The sequence below is a fragment of the Chryseobacterium sp. R2ACT005 genome (assembly GCF_049949215.1).
Lineage (GTDB): Bacteria > Bacteroidota > Bacteroidia > Flavobacteriales > Weeksellaceae > Chryseobacterium.
Genome location: NZ_CP188192.1, coordinates 2,575,932 through 2,598,086, shown reverse-complemented (window position 1 = coordinate 2,598,086; position 22,155 = coordinate 2,575,932). Strand labels below are relative to the sequence as shown.

Sequence of the window (22,155 nt, the reverse complement as noted above, 5' to 3'; positions counted from 1 at the left end):
TTATCAACTATCAATTAAAAAAATGACTTTCGAAACATTATTATATCAACAAAACGGACCTGTCGGAACGCTGACGATAAACCGTCCGCAGGCATTAAATGCATTGAATGAGCAGGTTTTACAGGAACTGAAATCATTTGCCAGCAAGATAAGATCAGATAAAAATATCAGAGTATTAATTATTACCGGTTCCGGGGAAAAAGCTTTTGTTGCAGGGGCTGACATTAAAGCCATGCAGCAAATGACTCCCGCAGAAGCAGAGACTTTTTCTATTGCTGCACAAACTGCTTTTAATGCTATTGAAGAACTTCCGTTTGCCGTGATAGCTGCTGTGAACGGTTTTGCATTGGGAGGAGGGTGTGAACTGGCATTATCCTGTGATATTATCCTGGCTAGCGGGAAAACAAAATTTGGACTCCCTGAAGTGACATTAGGATTATTGCCTTGTTTTGGCGGAACCCAGCGTCTACCAAGAGCTATCGGATTATACAAAGCAAGAGAAATGGTTTTCTCCGGAGAATTTTATTCCGCAGAAGCTTGTAAAGATTTTGGTTTTGTTAATCATGTTTTTGCTCCCGAAGAATTACTCAACGAAGCTCAAAAACTGGCAGAAACAATTGCCGCAAGAGGACCTGTAGCTGTGGCAAAAGCGAAACAGTCTTTAAATACAGGATTTGAACTGCACATTACGGATGGGTTAAAACAGGAAGCTGCATTATTCGGAGAGTTGTTTACAACAGAAGACCACCATGAAGGTATCGGGGCATTTATAGAAAAAAGAACCCCGGACTTTAAAGGAAATTAATACATTGGAAGATAGAGAATTGAAAATAGCATGGTTTAAGTTAAGTATCATTTTCCATTTTCAATTCTCAATTTTCCATTTTTATTATATGGTGATTCCATGATTGTTTTTCACCTCAGCCATCACAAACGTACTGTGAGTGCTCCCTATAGAATCTACAGATCCCAGTTTATTAAACACAAAATCCTGGTAATGTTTCATATCCCGTACCTGAACTTTCAGAAGAAAATCAAAATCTCCGGAAATATTGTAGCATTCTGCAACTTCTTCAATTTCTAAAATTTCTTTCACAAAATCATAACCTACAGATCGGTCGTGAATTTTCAGCTTGATCTGACAGAAAACCGTAAACCCACGGTTGAGTTTTTCAGCATCAAGAACAGCGGCATATCTTTTCACAAACCCTTCCTGTTCCAATCTTTTTACTCTTTCAAAAACAGGTGAAGTGGAGAGGTTCACTTCTTTAGCAAGCTCTTTAACGGTCAGTTTTGCATTTTTCTGGAGCAGCCTCAGCAGCTGTACATCCTTATCATCGAGTTGTTCCACAGAATATTATTCTTTTAGATTATAAAAACAGTCAAATGTAAAGAATTATATGCTTTTATTTATGTTTTTAAAAGTTTATTTTGCTTAATTAATTAGATTTGATTGTGTGTTTATTCTGTATTGTTAATTTTACACAAAATTAAAAACTTTTACTGATGACCATTGTTATAGGTAAAAGTACAGTTCTTTAGAGATACTTCATCAAACAGGAAAGGTTTTACGTAACGTAGATTAATAGGGAATCGTGTGAGAATCACGAGCTGTCGCGCAACTGTAAGTAACATACCAAAGGTTTCTATCCTTATATATCCACTGCCAAAAGCGGGAAGGATGACGGAAACTGTTACAAGTCAGGAGACCTGCCTTTACTGAATTGACGATGCTTTCGCGGTCTGAAGCTTTGGGTCATACAGATGATATATCGGATTTATACACTTTCTCTGCAAGGGAATTGTATTGTTTGTTATATCATGATCCTGAAATTTTTATCCGTTAAAACATTACGAAGCATTTTTAAAAGACTTTACCATTAAGTTTAATTAAAAAGTAAAAAAAATGCAAACTCACATTCTGGGCTATCCGCGTATTGGTAGCAAAAGAGAACTCAAAAAAGCCTGCGAGCAATATTGGTCAGGTAAAATCCTTTTGGAAGAACTTCTGAATACGGGCAGAAATATCTGTAACCAAAACTGGAACATTCAGAAAGAAGCCGGTATAGACCTTATTCCCTGTAATGATTTTTCATATTATGATCAGGTATTGGATATGAGTCTTGTGGTAGGGGCAATTCCCACACGTTATCATGAAGTAGTGCTTAAAAAAAACAATTCTGAGCTGGATCTTTATTTTGCCATGGCAAGAGGATATCAGAAAGAAGGACTGGATATCACAGCGATGGAAATGACAAAATGGTTTGATACCAATTATCACTATATCGTTCCCGAGTTTTATAAAAATCAACTGTTTAAACTGAGTTCAGATAAAATTTTCAATGAATTTGCAGGAGCAAAGCAGGCAGGAATCAATGCAAAACCGGTCATTATCGGACTGGTTTCTTATCTGTTGTTAGGAAAAGAGAAAGAAGAAGGATTTGATAAACTGGATCTGGCTGGAAACCTTCTTTCCGTATATACAGAGATTCTAACAAAACTTCAGGAGCAGGGTGCAGAATGGATTCAGTTTGATGAACCTTTTCTGGCATTGGATTTAACGGAGAAAGCAAAAGAAACATATCATTTTATTTATACCGAAATAAGAAAACGTTTCCCGAAACTGAAATTTATTATTGCCACTTATTTTGAAGGATTAAAAGATAATGGATCACTTGCGGTATCACTTCCGGTGAATACTTTACACATTGATTTGGTTAGAAGCCCTGAACAGTTAGATGATATTCTGAATGTCATTCCGGAAAGCTTAGGCCTTTCATTGGGTGTGGTTGACGGAAGAAATATCTGGAAAAATGATTATGAAAAGTCTTTGTCTTTCATTCAAAAAGCAGTTGAGAAATTAGGATCTGAAAGGGTTTTAATTGCTCCTTCCTCTTCATTACTTCATTCACCTTGTGATCTGGATTTTGAAACCACACTTAATCCGGAAATTAAAAACTGGCTGGCTTTTGCCAAACAAAAAGTGGCAGAAGTGGTAACGCTTAAAGAACTGGCATCCGAAACCGAGAATGAACAGATTCTTGCCGCTTTTGAAGATAATAAAAAAGCAATTGCAAGCAGAAGAACATCTTCGCTTATTCATAATGATGACGTGAAGCAAAGAGCAAATACGGTTACTGAAAAAGATGCTCAAAGGATAAATACTTTCAAAATCCGTAAAGAAGAACAACAGAAAGTACTGCAGCTTCCTTTATTTCCAACAACAACCATCGGATCATTCCCACAGACCACTGAGGTAAGAAGCTGGAGAGCAAAATTCAAAAAAGGAGAGCTGACGGCAGAGCAGTATGATACTTTACTGAAAGAAGAGACCCAGAGAACCATCAACTGGCAGGAAGAAATAGGAATAGATGTATTGGTTCACGGGGAATTTGAACGTAACGATATGGTAGAATATTTCGGAGAGCAGCTGGAAGGTTTTGTATTTACGAAAAATGGCTGGGTACAAAGCTACGGAAGCCGTTGTGTAAAGCCTCCTGTGATCTTCGGTGATGTTTCCCGCCCGACACCAATGACGGTATATTGGTCCCAATATGCACAATCCCAGACTGAAAAATGGGTAAAAGGAATGCTCACAGGTCCTGTTACGATCTTACAATGGTCTTTTGTACGTGATGATCAGCCCCGTTCAGAGACATGTAAGCAAATTGCTCTGGCTATCCGTGATGAGGTTGTGGATCTTGAAAAAGCAGGAATCAGAATTATTCAGATTGATGAGCCTGCGATAAGAGAAGGGCTTCCATTAAGAAAGACAGACTGGCAGAACTACCTGAAATGGGCCGTAGAAGCTTTCAGAATTTCAGCAAGCGGAGTGGAAGATGCTACACAGATTCATACCCATATGTGCTATTCGGAATTCAATGATATTATTGAAAACATTGCTGATATGGATGCAGATGTGATTACCATAGAATGTTCCCGTTCTCAGATGGAACTGCTGAATGCTTTTGCAGATTTCAGATATCCGAATGAAATTGGTCCCGGAGTATACGATATCCATTCCCCAAGGGTTCCGTCAAAAGAAGAAATGATTGAACTGTTGAGAAAAGCTCAAAACGTAATTCCTGCCAATCAACTTTGGGTAAATCCGGACTGCGGACTGAAAACAAGACACTGGGAAGAAACAGAAAAAGCTTTGATTGCAATGGTGGCCGCGGCTAAAGAAGCCTCCGTAGAATATGCACTTTAAAAAAACTTTAAAATAATTATATTCAACAATTCAGATCGTGTTATGATTTTCATAGCACGATCTGTTATTTTAAAAAGATAAAAATAGGGTGATCATTTAATATTCTATTCATTTTTATATCGTATTTTTGCTGCCCGATGTATTTTGACAGATAAGTCTTAAAAATACATTGAAAAACTGATAACCAACGAAATATACATTTAAATATGAAAGAATCATTTTCTGAAATGAAATCAGAAACCTACAGCCCGGAATACATAGCCAGAATAAGATGGAGTATTGTCATCCTTTTTGCTGTCATTGCGGTTATTTTACTGGGATTTTTTATTGATGCTGTTTCACATACTTCTACAGATACCGCATCTGACATGATCTTCTTTTTATTCTTTTTGATTACTGGCCTGCTGGCAGGGTGGCTGGCTTATCAAATGATCAGAAATCAGGATGAGAAAATCAGTGGTCTGCTGATCAATCATCAGGGAATCCTGTTTCTCAACAGAAAAGAGAAAATACTGTCAGAAATTAAATACCAGGATTTGATCAAAAGCAAGGACTCCTATACAAAAGATATTTATTCAGAATCTCAGAATCTCGGAAAATATAGTAATTTCAGAAAAAATCTATATGTTCATGAAAAAGATGAAACCGGAAAACCCAAAAAGAAACTGATCAATCTGGATGTGATTCCACTTAAAAACCGGTATGATCTTATTGGACATTTTCTGAAAGGAGTACAGACTTTTCGCCCCGATCTCAAAATTGATTCTGAGGTTTACAAGGATTTTTATCTTGATGAAAAAACATTGCGCTATGCTCCTGACCACCTTAAAAGCGATATGAAAGTGAAAATTATTACAATAGCTGTTGTCATTCTGGTGATCCTCGCTTTCAGATACATTTTTTTAGATGAAGTCTAAGTTATTTTGCCTGTAATGAGCTCGGTGGATAGCCAAACTGCTTTTTAAATGCAAAGGAGAAATGAGATAAATTTTCAAAGCCCAAATCCAGATAAATATCGGAAACCGATCTCCCTTTTTGCGTAAGCAGAAAATGAGCTTCCTTCAATCGCCGAAGCTGCAGCCATTGTCTTGGCGGTATCCCAAATATTTTTTGAAAATCTCTTTTAAAGGCAGACAGACTTCGCCCTGTTAAATAAGCAAATCGTTCTACATTGACATTGAAATGAAAGTTTTTGTTCATAAAAGTTTCAATATCTATTTTGTAAGGCTCAGAGAAATCAAATAAAATATCTTTAAGACCCGGATCATCGCTCAACATCAGAAGTAAAGCTTCTTTCTGTTTGAGACGCAGAAGTTCTGTAGAAGCAGGAAGTTCTTCATAGGCCAGTAAAGAGTACATAAAAGAAGTTAATGCCTTTTGATCCGGTTTTATAAAAGCCGGAATATTATCCTTCTTCTCTGCCTGATATCCATACTCACGGCTGAAATCACGTAAGATGGCTTCATCAAAATAAATGGTTACCGTTCTTATCTCTCCATCTTTAGGAGGGTATTTTGCAAACTTAAGGAGACGGTTTTTTCTTGCAGAATAAAGTTCCCCTTCTTTAAATATTGTCTTTGTGGTACCGTCATTCAGTTCCATTTCCCCGGAAATAACCAGTCCCAGACTATGGATTCGTGCAAATTGTTCTCCTTCCCTGAATTCTGAAAAATGACAGGAGTAATTAATAGGTAAAAGAATATTATTTTCGCTCATGGCTCAGGTAGTTATTTCTTGATCGATTCTTTTTTCAAACTTACAAAACTTTTTTAGTATCAATAATGGATTACCTATTGTTTAAATCCTCAAAGCCCGCTATTTACAGACTTTGAGGATTTTAATATTAAGCAAGAATGGTCTTGGGTTCCAGATAAGCTTCCAATCCGAATACACCATACTCACGGCCGATGCCACTTTGCTTAAACCCACCGAAAGGAGCATAAGGATCATGTGAAAATCCATTGATACAGATTCTTCCGGCATCAATCTGTGCAGCAATACGTTCTGCATGTTCTTTATCAGAAGAGCTGATGTAAGCTGCCAGACCATAAGTGGTGTCATTGGCAATAGCAACCGCTTCCTCTTCATTAGCATAAGGAATGATAGACAGTACCGGCCCGAAGATTTCCTCCTGAGCGATACGCATATCATTACGAACATTGGTAAAGATGGTTGCTTTTACAAAATTACCATTTTCAAGACCTTCCGGTTTACCTTCACCACCTGCGAGCAAAGTTGCTCCCTCTTCCTGTCCAAGACGGATGTAGCTTTGTACCCTTTCAAACTGTTTTGCACTTACCATAGGTCCTACAAGGGTATCTTCTTCATTAGGGTTTCCTACTTTTACCTGTTCTGCTGCTTTTTTAGCCAGTTCATTCACTTCATTCAATCTGTTGATAGGAACAAGCAGACGGGTAGGAGCGATGCAAGCCTGTCCGTTGTTCATATAGGCTCCAAAAACAGCCATAGGAATAGCTTTTTCCAGATCGGCATCTTCAAGAATGATATTCGGAGACTTTCCGCCAAGTTCAAGTGTTACTCTTTTCATAGTATCTACGGCTCCTTTGGCAATAGCTTTTCCTGTAACTGTGGATCCGGTGAAAGAAATTTTTGCGATATCGGGATGCTGGGTAATTTCTGCGCCCACTACATTTCCTAACCCATTTACAATATTGAATATCCCTGCAGGCAAACCGGCTTCATGGAAACATTCAGTAAGCAGCTGAGTTTGTGCAGCACTCATTTCACTTGGTTTGATGACGGCTGTACATCCGGCAGCAATAGCGGTAGCCAGTTTGTTGCAGATAAAACTATTGCTGGCATTCCATGGGGTAATGATTCCTACTACTCCCAAAGATTCAAAACGTACTTTGGAATGGCCGACTGTTTTTTCAAAGTCATATGATTCCAGAGTCGTAATGGTTGTTGTAAAGGCTGAAATTGCGTTTTGAACACTCATCCTGCAGAACTGCAGGGTTCCTCCATATTCCTCCACCATCACAGAAACCAGTTCATCTTCCCGTTTACTAACCGCTTCATGAAGTTTTTGAAGTAATCTGATGCGTTCTTCTTTTGTAGTTTTTGAAAAGGTTGTAAAAGCTTTCTTCGCTGCAGCGATAGCCATTCGGGTATCTTCTTCATTTCCAAGAACGACTTCTCCGGTTTTTTGATTGGTCGCAGGATTGATAAGGTCAAATGTTTCTGTTCCATTCGGTGTAACAAACTCACCGTTGATGTAAATTTTATTAATCTGTTTCATTTTGATGATTTTAATACCACAAAGTTCGTCAGAAACAGAAAAGGTAAGTTTGCTGTATGGTTCAATTTTTATTTGTTGTATGGTTCATTTTTAAGAAACCAATTTCTATGGGAAATAAAGGCTGCTTGTTTTTTTTTTGAATTAATATGAAAAAATGGCCTGCTCTTCACTGAAAATGATTATTTTTATCATAACCAAGTAAACAGGTCGTTTTGAGAACAACACTTAAACTTATTACTGCTTAGTATCAGTCTCCGTAACCACAGGCTGATCGTTCTTTCGTTTGGGTAATTCTACCCGAACAGGTTTTCATTTCATCATATTATGCATTGCCTGCCAAAGGCAGCTATATCTGTTGTTTTCGTCTTCATCATTATGATTTTAAAAGACTGAAATACAGTTCAAATTATACCTTAAGAATAGTCTGTGGGTAAATCTCAGATGTATCAACCTTCTTGTAATGCGTGAATAATATGGAAAAAATCCAACAAAGAATAGCAAGCACGATTATAAGTAATGAGTACAAAACATATTTGGGAGGTAAAAGCGAAAAATACTCCCTTACTAAAAAAGAAATGCAATCATTGTAACAGTGACAGATTTTATTGCAGCGATAAATTCAGATTGAATGCTCAAAAAAAGAATATAGATATATGGTTGATTTACCGATGTGTAAAATGCAGCAACACCTATAACATGACTGTCTTTTCAAGAATAAGAACAGAATCTGTCAGTAAAGAACTGTTCAATAAATTTTCAGAAAACGATACGGAAATTGCCTGGGAATATGCTTTTTCACAGGAAATAAGAAAGAAAAATAATATAGAAGCAGATCTGGAAAGCGTAGCATATGAAATTCTATACAATACCATTCCTGTTGAAGATCTGATCAATATGGACGGTGAAATCATTTCGTTTCAGATACAATGTTCTTTTGATTTTAACGTAAGAGCTTCAACTGTTATCAGGACATGCTTAGGTCTTTCGTCATCTAAATTGAACCTTCTGCTTGATTCAGGTACAGTTTATTTTAACGGAAAACCTTTACAGAAGAAATACAAGATTAAAAACGGTGATACTGTTAATATCAACACAAAAGCGCTGATCGACATCTATCTTATTGGGAAAGAGGAATTATTTCTCAAAACCGCTGATGAATAATAAAAGAAGAGCCTCCTGATGATTATCGGGAGGCTTTTTATGTTGAAATTTACTTTGTTTTTAAAAGATTAACCTGTTTCTGTAAAGTCTGTTTTTCCGGCTTTGATTTGGTCAGACGGATTGCTTCTTCAAAATGATAAATCGCCTGATCCGGATGGATTTCAGAATATAAATATCCCAGCAGCCCGTGATAATATTCGTTGCCGGTGAGATTAAGCTTTTCTGCTTCAGGAACAGCAATCTCATTTCCATACACTTTGGAAAAAGCAAAAGCTCTGTTTAAGGCAGTAACCGGAGAATATTCAATGATAGCAAGCTGATTGTACAGTGTTAAAATTTGCTGCCATTTATCTTTGGCAGATGAAGTATGCCAATATGCAATACCTGCTTCCAGATGATATTTTGAAACAGAAGTATTGTTTGTCTGGCAGGCTTCTATCAGGTAATAATTGCCTTTTTCAATCAAATTTTTATCCCATAATGTTTCGTCCTGCCCATCAAAAAGAATGGCTTCTCCTTCATCATTGGTCCGGGCATTAAGCCTTGAGCTCTGAAAACACATCAAAGCCAGCAGTGCATTGGTTTTCGGGATGTTGGTAAACTGATTGTCAGTAAGAATCAGGGTAAGTCTTATGGCTTCCAGGCAAAGATCTTTACGGATCAAAAGGTTATCCGTTCTGGAAAAATAGCCTTCATTAAACAATAAATATAAAGTAGTCAACACCGTTTCCAATCGCTGGTGAATATCCTGTTCACTTAAAGAATCTATTGTAAAACGGTGTGTTCTGAGAGCTTCCCGGCCCCGTTGCAAACGTTTTTTGATAGTCTCGGTTTTAGAAAGAAAAGCATTGGCGATCTCTTCCACACTGAAGCCGCAGAGAATCTGAAGAGCCAGACATATTTGAGTTTGTTGGGAATTGACAGGGTTACAGGTCACAAAAATCATTTCCAGCTGGCTGTCAGAGATATTTTTGGTATCGAAATCTAGGGTTGGATATTCTTTTTCGGTGGTTCTTACCTCTTCTTTTTTGTTTTTTTCAATAATGGAAAGGTGCTTGAAATAATCTTTTGCTTTATTCTTAGCCACTGTATAAAGCCAGGCTGCAGGATTATCAGGAAGTCCGTTTACCACCCAATATTCTGAAGCTTTCAGAAAGGTTTCGCTGGTAATATCTTCTGCAATTTCGATATGTTTGATATCAAAACTTCTGCAAAGTACAGCAACGATTTTACTGTACTCGGTTCTGAATAAATGCGGCGTTATTTCATTCGGATTGGTCATGGCTGATGAAAAGACTGTATCAAAGGTAGTTATTACAATTTACTGATTTCCCTTACTTCTACACTTCCCCCAAATAACAGGATAGGACATTCTTTACATAAAGCAGTCGCTTCTTCAATAGATTCCGCATTGATAAGCGTGTATCCCATGATAGATTCTTTAATCTCAGTGTAAGGACCATCAGAAATTATTCCGTCGGATTTTACAACCTGTCCTGTATTTTCCAGGCGGTTTCCTCTGTCTGCCAGTTTATTCTGCGCAGCAATTCCTGCAATCCAGTTCATCCATTTCTGAGTGTTGGCCTGCATTTGTTCCGGTGATGTCTTGGGCATAGACTTGTAGTCTGCACGGAAGACTAATAAGAATTCTTTCATTGTATTCAAATTTTTGATTCATCTTGATGACGACCAATTTTCCTTAATGGGGACAATTGTTTTAATATAAATATCAGAATTATTTCAAATTCATAGTAGTTCTGAAAACACATACTGCATTTCCGGTAATACGGATGATATCGGGTTGGCTGTCTCTTACGCTAACCTGTACTTTTACTTCACCAATCCTGTTGATGGCTTCCCCTTGTTTTCCGGTAAATTCAAAAATATCAGCAGCAGTTTCTCTGATCTTGTTCTGAATAAGATAACCTCCCAGAGGACCATTTGCATTTCCGGTAACCGGATCTTCGGAAATACCGATAGCGGGTGCAAACATCCTTCCATGGGTTAATATCTCTTTTTCATCTGTATCGAAAGTAAATACAAAATATCCGTTACAGCCAATTTCTTTACTGAGCTTTGTCAAAGCAGTAAGATCAGGAACCAGATGATTTAAGGTCATATTGCTTTTAATACCGATCATTACTTTTGAATGTCCTGTAGAAGCGATCTGTACGGGACATTTTTCATCAAGATCATCCATTGTCAGTCCCAGGGCAAACACAATTCTTTGGGTCATTGAAGTATCAAAAGCTGGGCTCAGCTCAAATTTTCCCTGTGTCATGGTGATGAGATAATCATTGTTTTCTCTTTCTATATGAATTGGTAATATTCCGATTTGTGTTTTGATTTTAACGATGCAGGAATCCAGGTGGTCTTCCTGAGCTTTTGCGTAAAGTGCAGCAATGGTAGCGTGTCCGCAGGATGGAACTTCTGTAGTAGGGGTAAAATATCTGACCTGATAATCAAAATTTTCTTTGGGATTATCAGGTCTGAAAACAAATGCAGTTTCAGAATTATTAAGCTCTCTGGCAACGAGCTGCATTTCTTCAGACGTCATATTTTCAGCATTTAATACAACTCCTGCAGGATTTCCTTTGAATTTCTCTTTGGTAAAAGAATCGATTTGATACACGATAACTTCTTTCATGATGGGTGATTAAGTTTACTGTAAAAATACGGAATGAAACCGGGGATCTGATGTCTGTTTTATTGTCATTTGGCAAAAAGATAAATCAGAATCCTGAGATCCTGATTTATCAATTAGTGAATAGAAAATTTCGAGGTATTTTAATCCCACTTATTCTGGGTAGAAACTGCATATTTCCCGGCTCCTGTAAAGAAAAAGCTTAGACTTACCAGCATATAGATCACCAGTAATTCCAAAGCCCACCCACCAAATTCATTAAGTTTGAAAATATTAGCCGTCTGTGCAAGAATAGTGGCTGTGAAGCAATTGACTGCAAAAACTAATCCAGCCAGTCTGGCCCTGAATCCCACAATCAGCATAACAGGAGCTATAATTTCTCCTGCAAAGACCCCATATGCAAAGAAAGATGGTAAACCATGCATAGTCATCATATCCTTAATAAATCCAACTCCATGGATCAGTTTGCTGATTCCGTAAACCGACATGGGAAATCCGATGGCTATTCTGCAGATAAGCATTCCTAAATCAATGTTCTTTTTCATTTCTTATAATTATTTAAAAGTTATATTTTATAAATGCCCCGATATTTTCCAGGGTCTTTTTTCCGTTGTTAAACTGATCAAAATTGGAAGCGAGTCCATACATCATTTTATCCTGTTTTACACCAATTCTGATAAACTGGAGTCCTCTGGGATACCCACTGTCATCCAGGTTTCCAATTGCCAGTACACTGAAATATCCTTTAAGGTTTTCTGTGAGATAAGGAGTATATTCAAATGATATAGACTGTTCCAGCGAAAACCCTTTCTGGTAGGTAGTTCCAATAGAGTAGGAGAGAGAATAGCTGGGCTGGATGATTTTGTATTGCAGATAAGCACTGAAAAATGCTCCCGGATTTTTCATTCCAAATGCCGCATTGGCGCTAAGTCTTCTGGTAAAGCTGTAAGCGAGGGTATTTCTGATAAAAAATATATTTTCTTTGTCTTTGGTGTATTCTGTATCAAACAAAGTAAGATTGTTCAATTTCAGCTGTTCATTCAGTTGATAATTGACATTATGCATATAGGTATACGACCGATGTCCTAAAACAAGATCGGGAGTATAGGAAAGTTTCTGTGCATTCAGATTCAGGGAAGCTGATGCAAGAGCTGTTATTGTGATGATTTTTGCCTTCATATTTCACTCATTAAATTCTGTGAGCAAAATTATTCGGGCTGGAACGGAATAAACTTAAGAAATCTTAAGAAAGGTCAGACAGGTGTTTTTTTCTAAGATAACTCAAGTATTCTACTGTGATTCCCAGATAGGAAGCAATCATGTATTGAGGAAAACGCTGCTCAATATTGCGGTAGGTTGTGACGAATGTCCGGTATTTAGTATAGGCATCAACCCTTGAATGCTCAAAAGTTCTTTCCTGTAACGTAACATACGCAGATTGCATTTTCAGGCGCCAGAATTCTGAAATGGCCGGAACTTCTTTGTATAATACTTCCAAATGACTTTTACTGATCTGTATAATCGTGGTATCTTCATTAGCCTGAATAAACATTCTTGAAGGCAATTCGCTCAGATAGCTGTACAGATCATTTACCCACCAGTTCTCAATACCTAACTGGGTGGTGTTTTCTTTTCCTTTTTCATCAATATGATAGGCGAACAGACTTCCCTTAGCAATGAAGCGCATGTGTCTGGAAACCTGTCCTTCACGAAGCAGATACTCTTTCTTTTTGAGCTGTATAATTTCTAATTTTGAAGTAATGCAATCAATATCCTTATCTTCTAAAGAAACGATTTCCTTAAAATGTTCTATCAGCTGTAAAAGTATAGTATCTGTATCTGTCATGAGGTATTGAGTTCTGTTCCCAACGATTATGGTAAGGGCGAACTACGGGTGCAAATTTACATAAATATTAAAAATTGCAGGAAGAACACAGGCTTAACCTCAGTTGAAAGAACACAGTTGAAGTCAGAAATGATACTTTTTTAAGTATAAAAAGAATTTATCTGGCCTGTCCGATATCCAGTTTATCAAATTTCCCTTCTGCATTTTTATGGAATTTGAAGTAAGTCTGAAATGTTCCCCATTTTCCGGCTTTAAAATTACCATATATACTTTTTCCATCATTTTCTACGCGGTCTATGCTGAGAAACATCTCGTTACCCAGAGCATTGGAGAAGAAAGATTTAAAATCTATAGAATTACCGTCGTCGGTCATTGCAGGATTTTCTGTAAAGAAGCTATACCAGCTTTTATCACCGTTTTGTAAAGCTTCTATGGCTTTTTTTACTTCAGGGTCTGTTATTTTTGATAAGTCCATTATTTGTTGTTTTTTTGAAAGTTGTGGTTCTTGATTTTGTTTCTTTTTGTTTGTGTTTTGTCCACAGGCTATACAGGAGAAGCCTGTCAGGAATATAATGATTAACTTATAGGTTTTCATTGGTTTTAGCTTTTAAGAGGATGTTGCAGATAAATAATAAGCAGATTCAGACAAAGAAAAGGAAGTTCTATCATAGCACCTTTCAGGTCTTTATTTAAAAGCTGAAAACAGATAATCAAAAGGATGCCGGCTGCCATCAGAAAATTTCCCCAGACAAATGTTTTTGGAAATAAAATCATTACAGAAGCCAGTATAGTAAACGCTCCGTTGATCATAAGTCCTGTTTTGTCAAATCCCCATTTTCCGAACATTTCTGTCATTTCAGGTTTACCGGAAATCATAGCAATTCCTTGTTTGAAGCCCATAAAGACAGCAAATAGAATCAATGCAGAATTAATAATCTTTAGAATCATTGATGTGTTTTTTATATTATTAATACAAATATCAATGAAATTAATGATATATCAATGGTGAAGTTTTCGGAATTTATTATAAATGAAAAAGATGTGGATTCTGTATGCTTTGTTCTAAAAAGAAGACCACAATTTAACTTGTAAATTGTGGTCTTCTACAGCTTTAGAACCATGTAAACTACGATTCTGTTTTCAAATAACCATAATGCAAAGCTGTTTCTTTTCCGAACAGGCTTGAGAAAATATTCTGAAACTCATGGATGTACCTGCACTTTATAGCGTTCCCATATATTTTCAGACCTTCCAGTATTTTTCTGGAACTCAGGTCTATATCGTATTTTATAAAAGATTCCGGTCTTTCGTACCGTATACTCTTATCCGAACTGTACGTTCTTGAGAATCCCAGTTTTTCAAGCCATTCTTCTGTTATTTTAATAGGTCTGATAGAAGCTGCCGGGACTGAGATACTTTGAATATCATTTTCAATTTTAACAAAATAAGCCTGCTCGACATTGTGAAAGATCTCGGAGATTATATAAATCTGATTATTATACTCCACCAAGTTCTTGATTTTTAAATCTGCTACGTTCATGATATTTTGATTTTTAGGTGATGATATAGTCCTGTACAAACAGCAAATACTATGCCCAGCATTATATTGTTGTACCCTGTTTTAGTGAAGGTTAGGTTAAATTTTTACTATAAAAAATTAATAATATGTTAAAATAGTAGGCTCATAAGTGAATGATAGCATGTTGCCAAAAAAATGGATGTGGTATGTATGTGGTACTAGTTTCTTGTTCTTGCTTTAGGTACTACATTGGCTGTGGCTAACAGAAGGGCTGTGATAACCGCTATGATAAGAATTCCTATGAAGACATTCCAGGAATAAGCATGAAGGAGATAACCGGTACCGCTGCCCAAAATACTTGAACCAAAATAGTAAAACAGCCAGTAAATAGAAGTGGCTGAAGATTTTCCGCGTTTGGCATACAATGCAGTCATCTGGCTGGCCATCGTATGGGCTGCGAAAAAAGAAAGGGTAAAAAGACCAAGCCCGAAAATAAGAATATAAATATTTTCGGATAATAACAATGCCGCACCGGTGAGCATAAATAAAATAGAGCCTTTCAGGATATTGTTCATGGGAAATCTTCTGGAAAGACGGCCAACGATCATTGTTCCAAAGACCCCGAAAATATACATGAGAAAGATAAAAGCAATGATAAAGTGGCTTAATGAAAATGGTTTTACTTCCAGTCTGAATGTCAGGTAATTATAAACACTCACAAAAACACCCATCAGTAAAGCAGCTGTACAATATAACCGAAGCATGTAAGGATTGGTCAGGAAAAACTTCATCTGTTTTACCTTAAGATGATAATCTGTTTTCTGTGGATTGAAAAACCTTGATTCCGGGAACAGTTTCCAGAATATAACTCCCAGAATGAAGCTTTCTATCCCGATAAAAAGTACCGCATTGCGCCATCCGAATTCACCGGCAAAAAGAGTCGCCATTATTCTTCCGCTCATTCCTCCGATGGTATTACCACTAAGATACATGCTGATAGCTGCCGGTACTGCCAGAGCATTCACTTCCTCTGTGAGATAGGCCAGAGCAACCGCCGAAACTCCGGAAACAACAAAACCTTTCAGTACTCCGATAGCGATCAGGAGGCTTAAGCTCGGGATCCAGGTGGAAATAATGGTAAGTATGGCAGATGAAATCAATGAAAAGACCATCAGACCTTTTCTGGAATAGCTGTCTGCTTTAAAAGCAAAAAACAGTAATCCCAATGCCATACCTATTGTGGAGGAAGATACAAGAAGGGAAGTATCACCTACAGACACCCCGAACTGTTCTGCAGCCATAGGTAGCATCGGCTGGAAAAGATAAAGCTGAGCAAAAACAGAAAGTCCCGAAAAGAAAATACAAAGTTTTATATATCGTAAACGTGAGCTTCCCTGACTGGCTTTTTCAGATGAATTCATGATTTTTTGCAATTAAAATGCAGTGGTTTAACAGAAAAATTGAGTTCTGTAAATTTCCTGATTATTTTTCGGATTTAAAAATCATAATTTCAATCATATGTATTGGTGAAAAAAATCAATGCATCTGTAAACTGCTGATGTATTCTGAGGGAGTAATGCCCTCCATCTGTTTGAATACCCTGTTGAAAGTAGACTGATTTGAAAATCCCGCTTCGGTGTAAATATACATAAGAGTTACCTTCTCAATATCATTTTCAGTAAGCAGTCTTTTCACACACTCAATCCTGTGCATATTCAGATAATTATTGAAATTGGGATATCCCTTTACCCGGATTGATTTTGAGATATAACTGCTGTTGATATCCATTTCTGCAGAAAGTTTTGAAATATTGAAATTAACATCTTTATACAGCTGTTTTTCTCTCATTACAAGCTCAATTTTCTCAAACAACTCATCTGCAAAAGGAGCTTTTTCTGTTACAAGGATTGGCTGAACTTCCGGATTCAGAGCTTTCTCTTTAATTTCATGGTAAATTTCAACTCTTTTTATTTTGTCTTTAAAATAGATCAGAAGGGATATTACGGCTACATTAGAAACCATAAGGATTGTATCTGTAATTCTTACATCATCCTGACTGTGCAGAGGAAAGTTAAAGCTGAAATTTTTTGAAATAAGATAACCTGCAATAATATTCATTAATACAAATATGCTGTAGATAAAGACGTATTTCCTCTGAAAGAAAACATATGCCGCCAGCGGAATCGGGATAAGCCAGACAAAACTTGCTATAGAATTGTTCCAGAAAGCCAGCATGATATAAAAATTAAAAAGGGTTGCAATGACAATATAGGAATGTACCATTACATTTATTGAATACGTCTTACGTACAATGAGGTAAGTGTAGACCATTAAAAAAAGTCCTCCAAAAAGATACCAGGCCATTATTTTATCCGGGATGATAAAAGTAAATATCAAACCAAATACGGCAAGAATAACAGACATCAGAATGTTGTAATAATACACCAGCTGTTTTTTGTACTGTTCAATTTTTATGTCTTTTGCGGTATTCATTTGTGGTAACAGATAATTTTTAATCATTTCAATTCGCTTTATAACAGTCAAATATCAAAAAATGACTATGATAAAACATTGATTATTAGTTATTTGTGTTTTGATGAGCCGTTTCCGGGTTTTCATTGATTATTAAGGAATTTGATTTATCCGTGCAGATAACTTTGCACCAGCTAGCTCAACCAAGGTTTATTGATTACCTATCAATTGATCCACATAATTTATTCACCCCTTAATAATTTTAAACAAATATACTAAAATGAAGAAAATAAAATTAACTCTTGCCAGCATAATGATGAGCTTCTCAATAGCGGCATATTCCCAAGTAGGGATCAATACAGATTCCCCTAAAGTAACATTACATGTGGAAGGAAAACCAGATATCGCTACCATTCCTGATGGAGTAATGGCTCCCAGGGTAACGGGCGATCAACTGAAGGCGAAGGATAACGTCTATCTGGCTGAGCAGGCAGGAGCTTTAGTCTATGTGACCCAAGCTGTGACGATGCCTTCTGTAAAAACGGCAAAGGTAGATAAAGCCGGCTATTATATGTTCAATGGAACCACCTGGAAGTTTGCATTTGGAGGTAAAGACGATGATATTACAATTGGTGATCTAATTTACTATCATGGAAGCATTCCTGCAGGTACCTCCGGAGCGGGTACGTTGGCCAGTACCTATCTCTCTGATCTTCCCGTGCTGGGAGGTTTCTTAAGACTAGACGCTCAATTCAACAGCAGTTCAGCAGGTACAGGGTCAGCCACGACTTTTAATCCACGACTTTATAATGCAGGTACTTCAGATGTGAAAATCTGGGTTTCGGAAATGTCTACCCATACCGGTGATTCTGACAACGGAAATATTAAACTGTCGCCAGGTGCCTACAGACAGTTTGATGACGGAGTTTATCTTACACAGACCCATAATGAGACGGTAACATTTGATATTACCATACAGGAACCGGAGCCAAGATGGTACAGAGTGTATTATGCATTCCGTGTAGACAACAAATCTACAACAGGAAGCAGTGATGCCACTACAACGGATTCCAATACTTCTGATAACACAAGAGAATTGTTTCTATCTGTTCAGAGATTATATTAACAGAGCATTTTTCTATGATTCTAAAAACACATTGATTCTATAAAAAAATAAACAGATCAACGGGTGAAAACTCTAATGAGATTTGTGTTTTTTCTGGGGCAGGAATAATAGGAGATTCCGGCCCCGTTTTTTAATGCATCATTTCGTAAGCCTTGATCAGTTCTGCAATATTGGCGACATCAAGCTTTTGAAAAATTCTCTTTTTGTAAGTACTCACGGTAGACATCTGGATATTAAGCCTGTTGGCAATTTCAAGATTTCCGTTTCCGTCGGCAAGAAGCTTAAAGATTTCATATTCACGGGATGACAGCTTTTCTACAGGATTGTTTCTTTTATTTTGGATAATAAGGCCAATCAGTTCTGCAGGATAAAAATATCCTTTTTCAATCACTGTTTTCACTGCATTTTTGATTTCTTCCTCACTGCTTTGCTTATTCAGATAACCTTCAGCACCCTCTCTGATATATTGGATGGCGACATCTTTATCATATCCTGAAAAGATAAGAATCTTGAGGTCATTCTGTATATTTTTAAGCTCCGGAATCATTTTTTTATACTGAGTTCCAGGCATATCAATGTCTAGAATAAGTAGGTCATAATGTGAACTGCCAAGCTTCTTTTTCACCTGGTCATAGTTTTCTGCAAAATCTATTTTCAACTCCGGATAAGCAGTTTCAAGAACCAGAGAGGTTCCTGCTCTTACTACATAATGATCATCAGCGATTAAAATTCTTTCATTCATAGAGATTAGTTTTTATTGAGTATTATTTTCACAACCGTTCCTGAAGGTTGGTTTTGGCTGAAACTGATTTCAGCGTTGATCTTTTTCACCAGATGAATGACCATATGCAGGCCAAGACCTTTCCCTTTGAAGCTGGGTGTCTCCAGTGTAGGATTTCTGAACAGGTTCATATAAATAGCAATCTGTTCTGCGGACATTCCGATACCTGTATCAGAGATTATGATTGTGGATTTTTGTTGGTTTTCTGTAATATTCAGGCTTATATTTCCTTCAAACGTATTTTTCACAGCATTATCAAGGATATTATGAATAATGGCGGTTAAAATACTTTCGTTTACTTTAGAGTACACAATATGTTCAGTAAGCTGGGTGATTGTTGTTCCCTGCTCTTTGGCAATTTCACAGAATAGCCTGTTTTTGATTTCCAGAATTCTGTTGACAGGATATTCCTTTTCTTCAAAAATATTCTCCGCTTTGTAAAGCTCAGTATATTCTTTTAAATTCAGGGTAAACTGATAAAGCTGTTCCGAAGATTTATAAATACTGTCAAAATATTTCTTCTGAAGTTCCAGATCATCAGACTCATGAAGCTTCTGGGAAAGCATGGCGATAAACCGGATAGGAGTTGTGATGTCGTGGCTGATGGTTTCCACCAGTTTTTTCTGATATTCCGTTTCTTTTTGCAGATTGCTTTTTACCACTTCAAGATGAAGAGAAGTTTCTTTCAGTTCAGAGTTTTTATTACGAACAATTTGCTTTAATGCTTTATTCTTTATTCTTAAAAAGTTGGTGGTCAGCTGAACAATGATAATAATGATAATCAGTATAATCACAGAAACAGACACCCTGAACAATAATGTCTGATAAAAAAGAGGCTGAATGTTGAAGCGGATTGTCTTTATCTCATACTTCCCGTCTGGAGAAATAAGTATTCTTATGCTGAGCGTATATTCACCCGGAGAAAGATTACTGATGGTGTATTTTAATTCACTTCCTGTTGAGATCTGTTCCCATTCAGTATTTTCCTTTCCCGATATTTTCCCTTCGATATACAGGTTTTCCGGATTAGAAAAATAGGGGATATCAATAAAAACATCCGCAGTTTTATAATCATTCTTGAAATCAAGGGTCTGACGAAAATACTGAGGTTCAGAATTTCCTATTTTTACCCTTTCAATATAAATTTTATTCCTTTCCGGATAATAAGTCCTAATATTGTCCGGGTTGAAAAACACAAATCCGTCCATTGATGGAAATACAAATTCTCCATTCTCTAAAGCATAAGCATTGGGCTCTGAGCTGCCATTGAATTCATTCGTCAGGAAGCCGTCTCTCTTAGTGAAACGGTAATAAAAGACCGGAGTTTTTCTATTTTCTGCATACTGCAGCAGTTGTTTTTTAGGAACTTTAAAAAGGCCATTGTTGGAAGAAATCCAGTAAGCCCCTTTTTGATCTTCAAGCATATAATGAGCCGATTGCAGGTAGCCATTTCTGTCATTCGGCATCTTGATGAGTTTGTGGTTTTTGAAAAGATAAAATCCATTTTTATTCGTAGTAATCCAGATCAGATTATCCTTTGTTCTGAAAATACTTTTGACATGAATATTTTTGATGATTGGAGTTATTGTATTGCTTCCCAGCATTACCGAATACAAACCGTCACTGTTGCCGGTCAGAATTTCATGGTCACTGTATTGGAAAAAAATATTGACAAAACTTTTAAAATTATAAGTGAAATCCGGATTGGTAAACAGATTTTTTTTATAAAGACGAAGTTGTGTACCCGAAAGATCCGTAAATGTAGTGCCATAAATACTTCCTCTTTTCATAAAAGCTTCGAACCCTTTACCGATGAAAGTTGAGTCCTTCCTTTTATACCCCGAATTTTTGTAATATCTGATAATACTGTTTCTCTTTCTGATCAGAATATTTTCGGAATCGTCATACATCATCAGATAATTGTCATTGCGTCCGAACAGGTATTTATTGACAATACCGTTTTTCCCAAATTCTGTTCCATCCTCTGCGATGATTGTACTGTTACTGAACGGAAGGGAAGCATAATACACATTGTTGGAAAAATCTGCTTCTTTCTTTGAAATATAAAAATTGGTAAGCTTAAGTACATTAAGCCCATTATTAAGTGTCCCCAGATAAAGTTTATTAAAGTCTTTATCAAAAAACATAGAACAGTAAGAGTGATCGCCGATTTCCTCAAACTTAATGAGAAATCTTAAACGGAGATTCTTTTCGTTACCCTCTAAAATATAAATATTATCATGATTGATGATAAAAGTCTGATTGGTAATCTGCTGCCAATAGATTTTGGTGTCCGGATGATTAAAAAGTGTTGGTTCTTCAGAAACAGAAAGCTGTCCTTTATAGATAGAATAGGTTTTCCTTTTCTTCAGATCATTAATAAAAATAGTGCCATTCAGGACAAAAATATTATTCAGATCCTTATTGGTAAATGGGATTGCTATTCTGGTCTCCTTTTTTCCTTCTTTATAGATGATCGTATTCTTTTCTGTAAAATAATAGGATGTATTCTTAAGCTGTATAAAATACTGAATATCATTATAAAAGCTTGATGTTATAATATTATTGGCAATCCGCTGTACAATAGCATTGCCATTGGAAAAAGCCATTTTATCATCCCCCGTAAGATTGGAAAGTTTTGGAAACCTGTTTTTAATAATTATTTTATTCTCCTGGAAATTATTAAGGACCGTAATGCTGTCCAGAAGCGGATCACCAATAAATTCCCCAAAATGAAGATTGTTTACTTTGAAATTATTAAAAGTAATAAATGAACTTCCGTCATATCGTACAAGACCGTTCTCTGTGGAGATCCAGATAAAACCATATTTATCTTTAACAATGGCCTTTGCACTGCTTTGCGGAAGCCCATTGTCTATATTGTACCACGTAGAAGTGTGGCTCTGTCCGTAAATGTTTAAATAGATGCAAGCAAATATAAATGCCCAAACTCTCATAGATGTGCAAAACTGATCTTTATCTCCTGCACTAGCGCAAGAGACGGTTAATAATAGTGTTTGTACAAGTCAATGTTTTTTTAATGGGCAGGAACGATTGAAAATAAATTTTTATCATTGAAGTTTTCAGGTCTTTTGTGTTTTATATTTTTTGATTGTGTAAAAATAGTGAAATTATGG

General features: G+C 36.7%; 21 protein-coding genes and 1 riboswitch. Of the genes, 5 read left to right on the top strand and 16 right to left on the bottom strand.

The features are described 5' to 3' along the window. Positions 1-22 precede the first annotated feature (22 nt). On the top strand, positions 23-805 hold the full coding sequence (locus ACPF63_RS11865; RefSeq protein ID WP_426483166.1) for an enoyl-CoA hydratase/isomerase family protein: 783 nt from the start codon (positions 23-25) through the stop codon (positions 803-805). A gap of 84 nt (positions 806-889) precedes the next feature. Here the strand turns inward: ACPF63_RS11865 and ACPF63_RS11860 are convergent, their stop codons facing one another. Beyond that, the gene (locus ACPF63_RS11860) at positions 890-1,351 is read right to left on the bottom strand and encodes an Lrp/AsnC family transcriptional regulator (protein WP_047375447.1); all 462 of its coding nucleotides are present in this window, start codon (positions 1,349-1,351) and stop codon (positions 890-892) included. Positions 1,352-1,546: 195 nt separating this feature from the next. Next, a riboswitch (cobalamin riboswitch) is annotated at positions 1,547-1,732 on the top strand. A 174-nt stretch (positions 1,733-1,906) separates the two neighbouring features. Between ACPF63_RS11860 and metE the strand changes: the two genes are divergently transcribed. Both metE and ACPF63_RS11850 read left to right on the top strand, forming a co-directional pair. Beyond that, positions 1,907-4,210, top strand: coding sequence for a 5-methyltetrahydropteroyltriglutamate--homocysteine S-methyltransferase (gene metE, locus ACPF63_RS11855; RefSeq protein ID WP_426483165.1), 2,304 nt, complete (start codon positions 1,907-1,909; stop codon positions 4,208-4,210). 206 nt (positions 4,211-4,416) lie between these two features. Continuing rightward, positions 4,417-5,127, top strand: a complete 711-nt coding sequence (locus ACPF63_RS11850; RefSeq protein WP_426483164.1) for a hypothetical protein — start codon at positions 4,417-4,419, stop codon at positions 5,125-5,127. A 1-nt stretch (position 5,128) separates the two neighbouring features. Here ACPF63_RS11850 and ACPF63_RS11845 read toward each other — a convergent pair whose 3' ends face one another. Both ACPF63_RS11845 and ACPF63_RS11840 read right to left on the bottom strand, forming a co-directional pair. Beyond that, a complete protein-coding gene (locus tag ACPF63_RS11845) occupies positions 5,129-5,926 on the bottom strand; it encodes a helix-turn-helix domain-containing protein (RefSeq protein ID WP_426483163.1) in 798 nt (265 codons plus the stop codon). 127 nt (positions 5,927-6,053) lie between these two features. Next, complete coding sequence (locus tag ACPF63_RS11840) at positions 6,054-7,469, bottom strand: aldehyde dehydrogenase family protein (protein ID WP_426483162.1); 1,416 nt, start codon at positions 7,467-7,469, stop codon at positions 6,054-6,056. A gap of 516 nt (positions 7,470-7,985) precedes the next feature. Here ACPF63_RS11840 and ACPF63_RS11835 point away from each other — a divergent pair. After that, positions 7,986-8,630 carry a DUF1062 domain-containing protein gene (locus tag ACPF63_RS11835; RefSeq protein ID WP_426483161.1) on the top strand — a complete coding sequence of 215 codons (645 nt, stop codon included), beginning with the start codon at positions 7,986-7,988 and terminating at the stop codon, positions 8,628-8,630. Positions 8,631-8,679: 49 nt separating this feature from the next. On the opposite strand, the gene ACPF63_RS11830 is transcribed toward ACPF63_RS11835, so the two are convergent. From ACPF63_RS11830 to ACPF63_RS11780, 11 genes are all read right to left on the bottom strand, one after another. Next, positions 8,680-9,912, bottom strand: a complete 1,233-nt coding sequence (locus ACPF63_RS11830) for an RNA polymerase sigma factor (RefSeq protein ID WP_426483160.1) — start codon at positions 9,910-9,912, stop codon at positions 8,680-8,682. 32 nt (positions 9,913-9,944) lie between these two features. After that, complete coding sequence (locus ACPF63_RS11825) at positions 9,945-10,286, bottom strand: YciI family protein (RefSeq protein WP_426483159.1); 342 nt, start codon at positions 10,284-10,286, stop codon at positions 9,945-9,947. 79 nt (positions 10,287-10,365) lie between these two features. Further along, positions 10,366-11,277 (bottom strand): PhzF family isomerase, encoded by a 912-nt coding sequence (locus tag ACPF63_RS11820; protein WP_426483158.1) that lies wholly within the window; start codon positions 11,275-11,277, stop codon positions 10,366-10,368. 140 nt (positions 11,278-11,417) lie between these two features. Continuing rightward, the gene (locus tag ACPF63_RS11815; protein ID WP_426483157.1) at positions 11,418-11,819 is read right to left on the bottom strand and encodes a DoxX family protein; all 402 of its coding nucleotides are present in this window, start codon (positions 11,817-11,819) and stop codon (positions 11,418-11,420) included. A gap of 13 nt (positions 11,820-11,832) precedes the next feature. Then, a complete protein-coding gene (locus ACPF63_RS11810) occupies positions 11,833-12,453 on the bottom strand; it encodes a hypothetical protein (RefSeq protein ID WP_077414558.1) in 621 nt (206 codons plus the stop codon). A 64-nt stretch (positions 12,454-12,517) separates the two neighbouring features. Then, on the bottom strand, positions 12,518-13,120 hold the full coding sequence (locus tag ACPF63_RS11805; RefSeq protein ID WP_426483156.1) for a Crp/Fnr family transcriptional regulator: 603 nt from the start codon (positions 13,118-13,120) through the stop codon (positions 12,518-12,520). Between the two features lie 157 nt (positions 13,121-13,277). Then, positions 13,278-13,595, bottom strand: a complete 318-nt coding sequence (locus ACPF63_RS11800; RefSeq protein WP_228408686.1) for a hypothetical protein — start codon at positions 13,593-13,595, stop codon at positions 13,278-13,280. Positions 13,596-13,720: 125 nt separating this feature from the next. Continuing rightward, on the bottom strand, positions 13,721-14,068 hold the full coding sequence (locus tag ACPF63_RS11795) for a DoxX family protein (RefSeq protein WP_180565689.1): 348 nt from the start codon (positions 14,066-14,068) through the stop codon (positions 13,721-13,723). 178 nt (positions 14,069-14,246) lie between these two features. Next, positions 14,247-14,660 carry a hypothetical protein gene (locus ACPF63_RS11790; protein WP_180565690.1) on the bottom strand — a complete coding sequence of 138 codons (414 nt, stop codon included), beginning with the start codon at positions 14,658-14,660 and terminating at the stop codon, positions 14,247-14,249. Positions 14,661-14,857: 197 nt separating this feature from the next. Further along, the gene (locus ACPF63_RS11785; protein WP_426483155.1) at positions 14,858-16,060 is read right to left on the bottom strand and encodes an MFS transporter; all 1,203 of its coding nucleotides are present in this window, start codon (positions 16,058-16,060) and stop codon (positions 14,858-14,860) included. 115 nt (positions 16,061-16,175) lie between these two features. Next, the gene (locus ACPF63_RS11780; protein WP_426483154.1) at positions 16,176-17,159 is read right to left on the bottom strand and encodes a helix-turn-helix domain-containing protein; all 984 of its coding nucleotides are present in this window, start codon (positions 17,157-17,159) and stop codon (positions 16,176-16,178) included. Positions 17,160-17,391: 232 nt separating this feature from the next. Between ACPF63_RS11780 and ACPF63_RS11775 the strand changes: the two genes are divergently transcribed. Continuing rightward, positions 17,392-18,237, top strand: a complete 846-nt coding sequence (locus ACPF63_RS11775; RefSeq protein WP_426483153.1) for a hypothetical protein — start codon at positions 17,392-17,394, stop codon at positions 18,235-18,237. 130 nt (positions 18,238-18,367) lie between these two features. Here ACPF63_RS11775 and ACPF63_RS11770 read toward each other — a convergent pair whose 3' ends face one another. Beyond that, entirely contained in the window at positions 18,368-18,979 is a 612-nt protein-coding gene (locus ACPF63_RS11770; protein ID WP_077414542.1) for a response regulator, read from the bottom strand. 5 nt (positions 18,980-18,984) lie between these two features. Further along, positions 18,985-21,975: an ATP-binding protein gene (locus ACPF63_RS11765; protein WP_426483152.1), complete on the bottom strand. Its 2,991-nt coding sequence runs from the start codon at positions 21,973-21,975 to the stop codon at positions 18,985-18,987. Positions 21,976-22,155 lie beyond the last annotated feature (180 nt).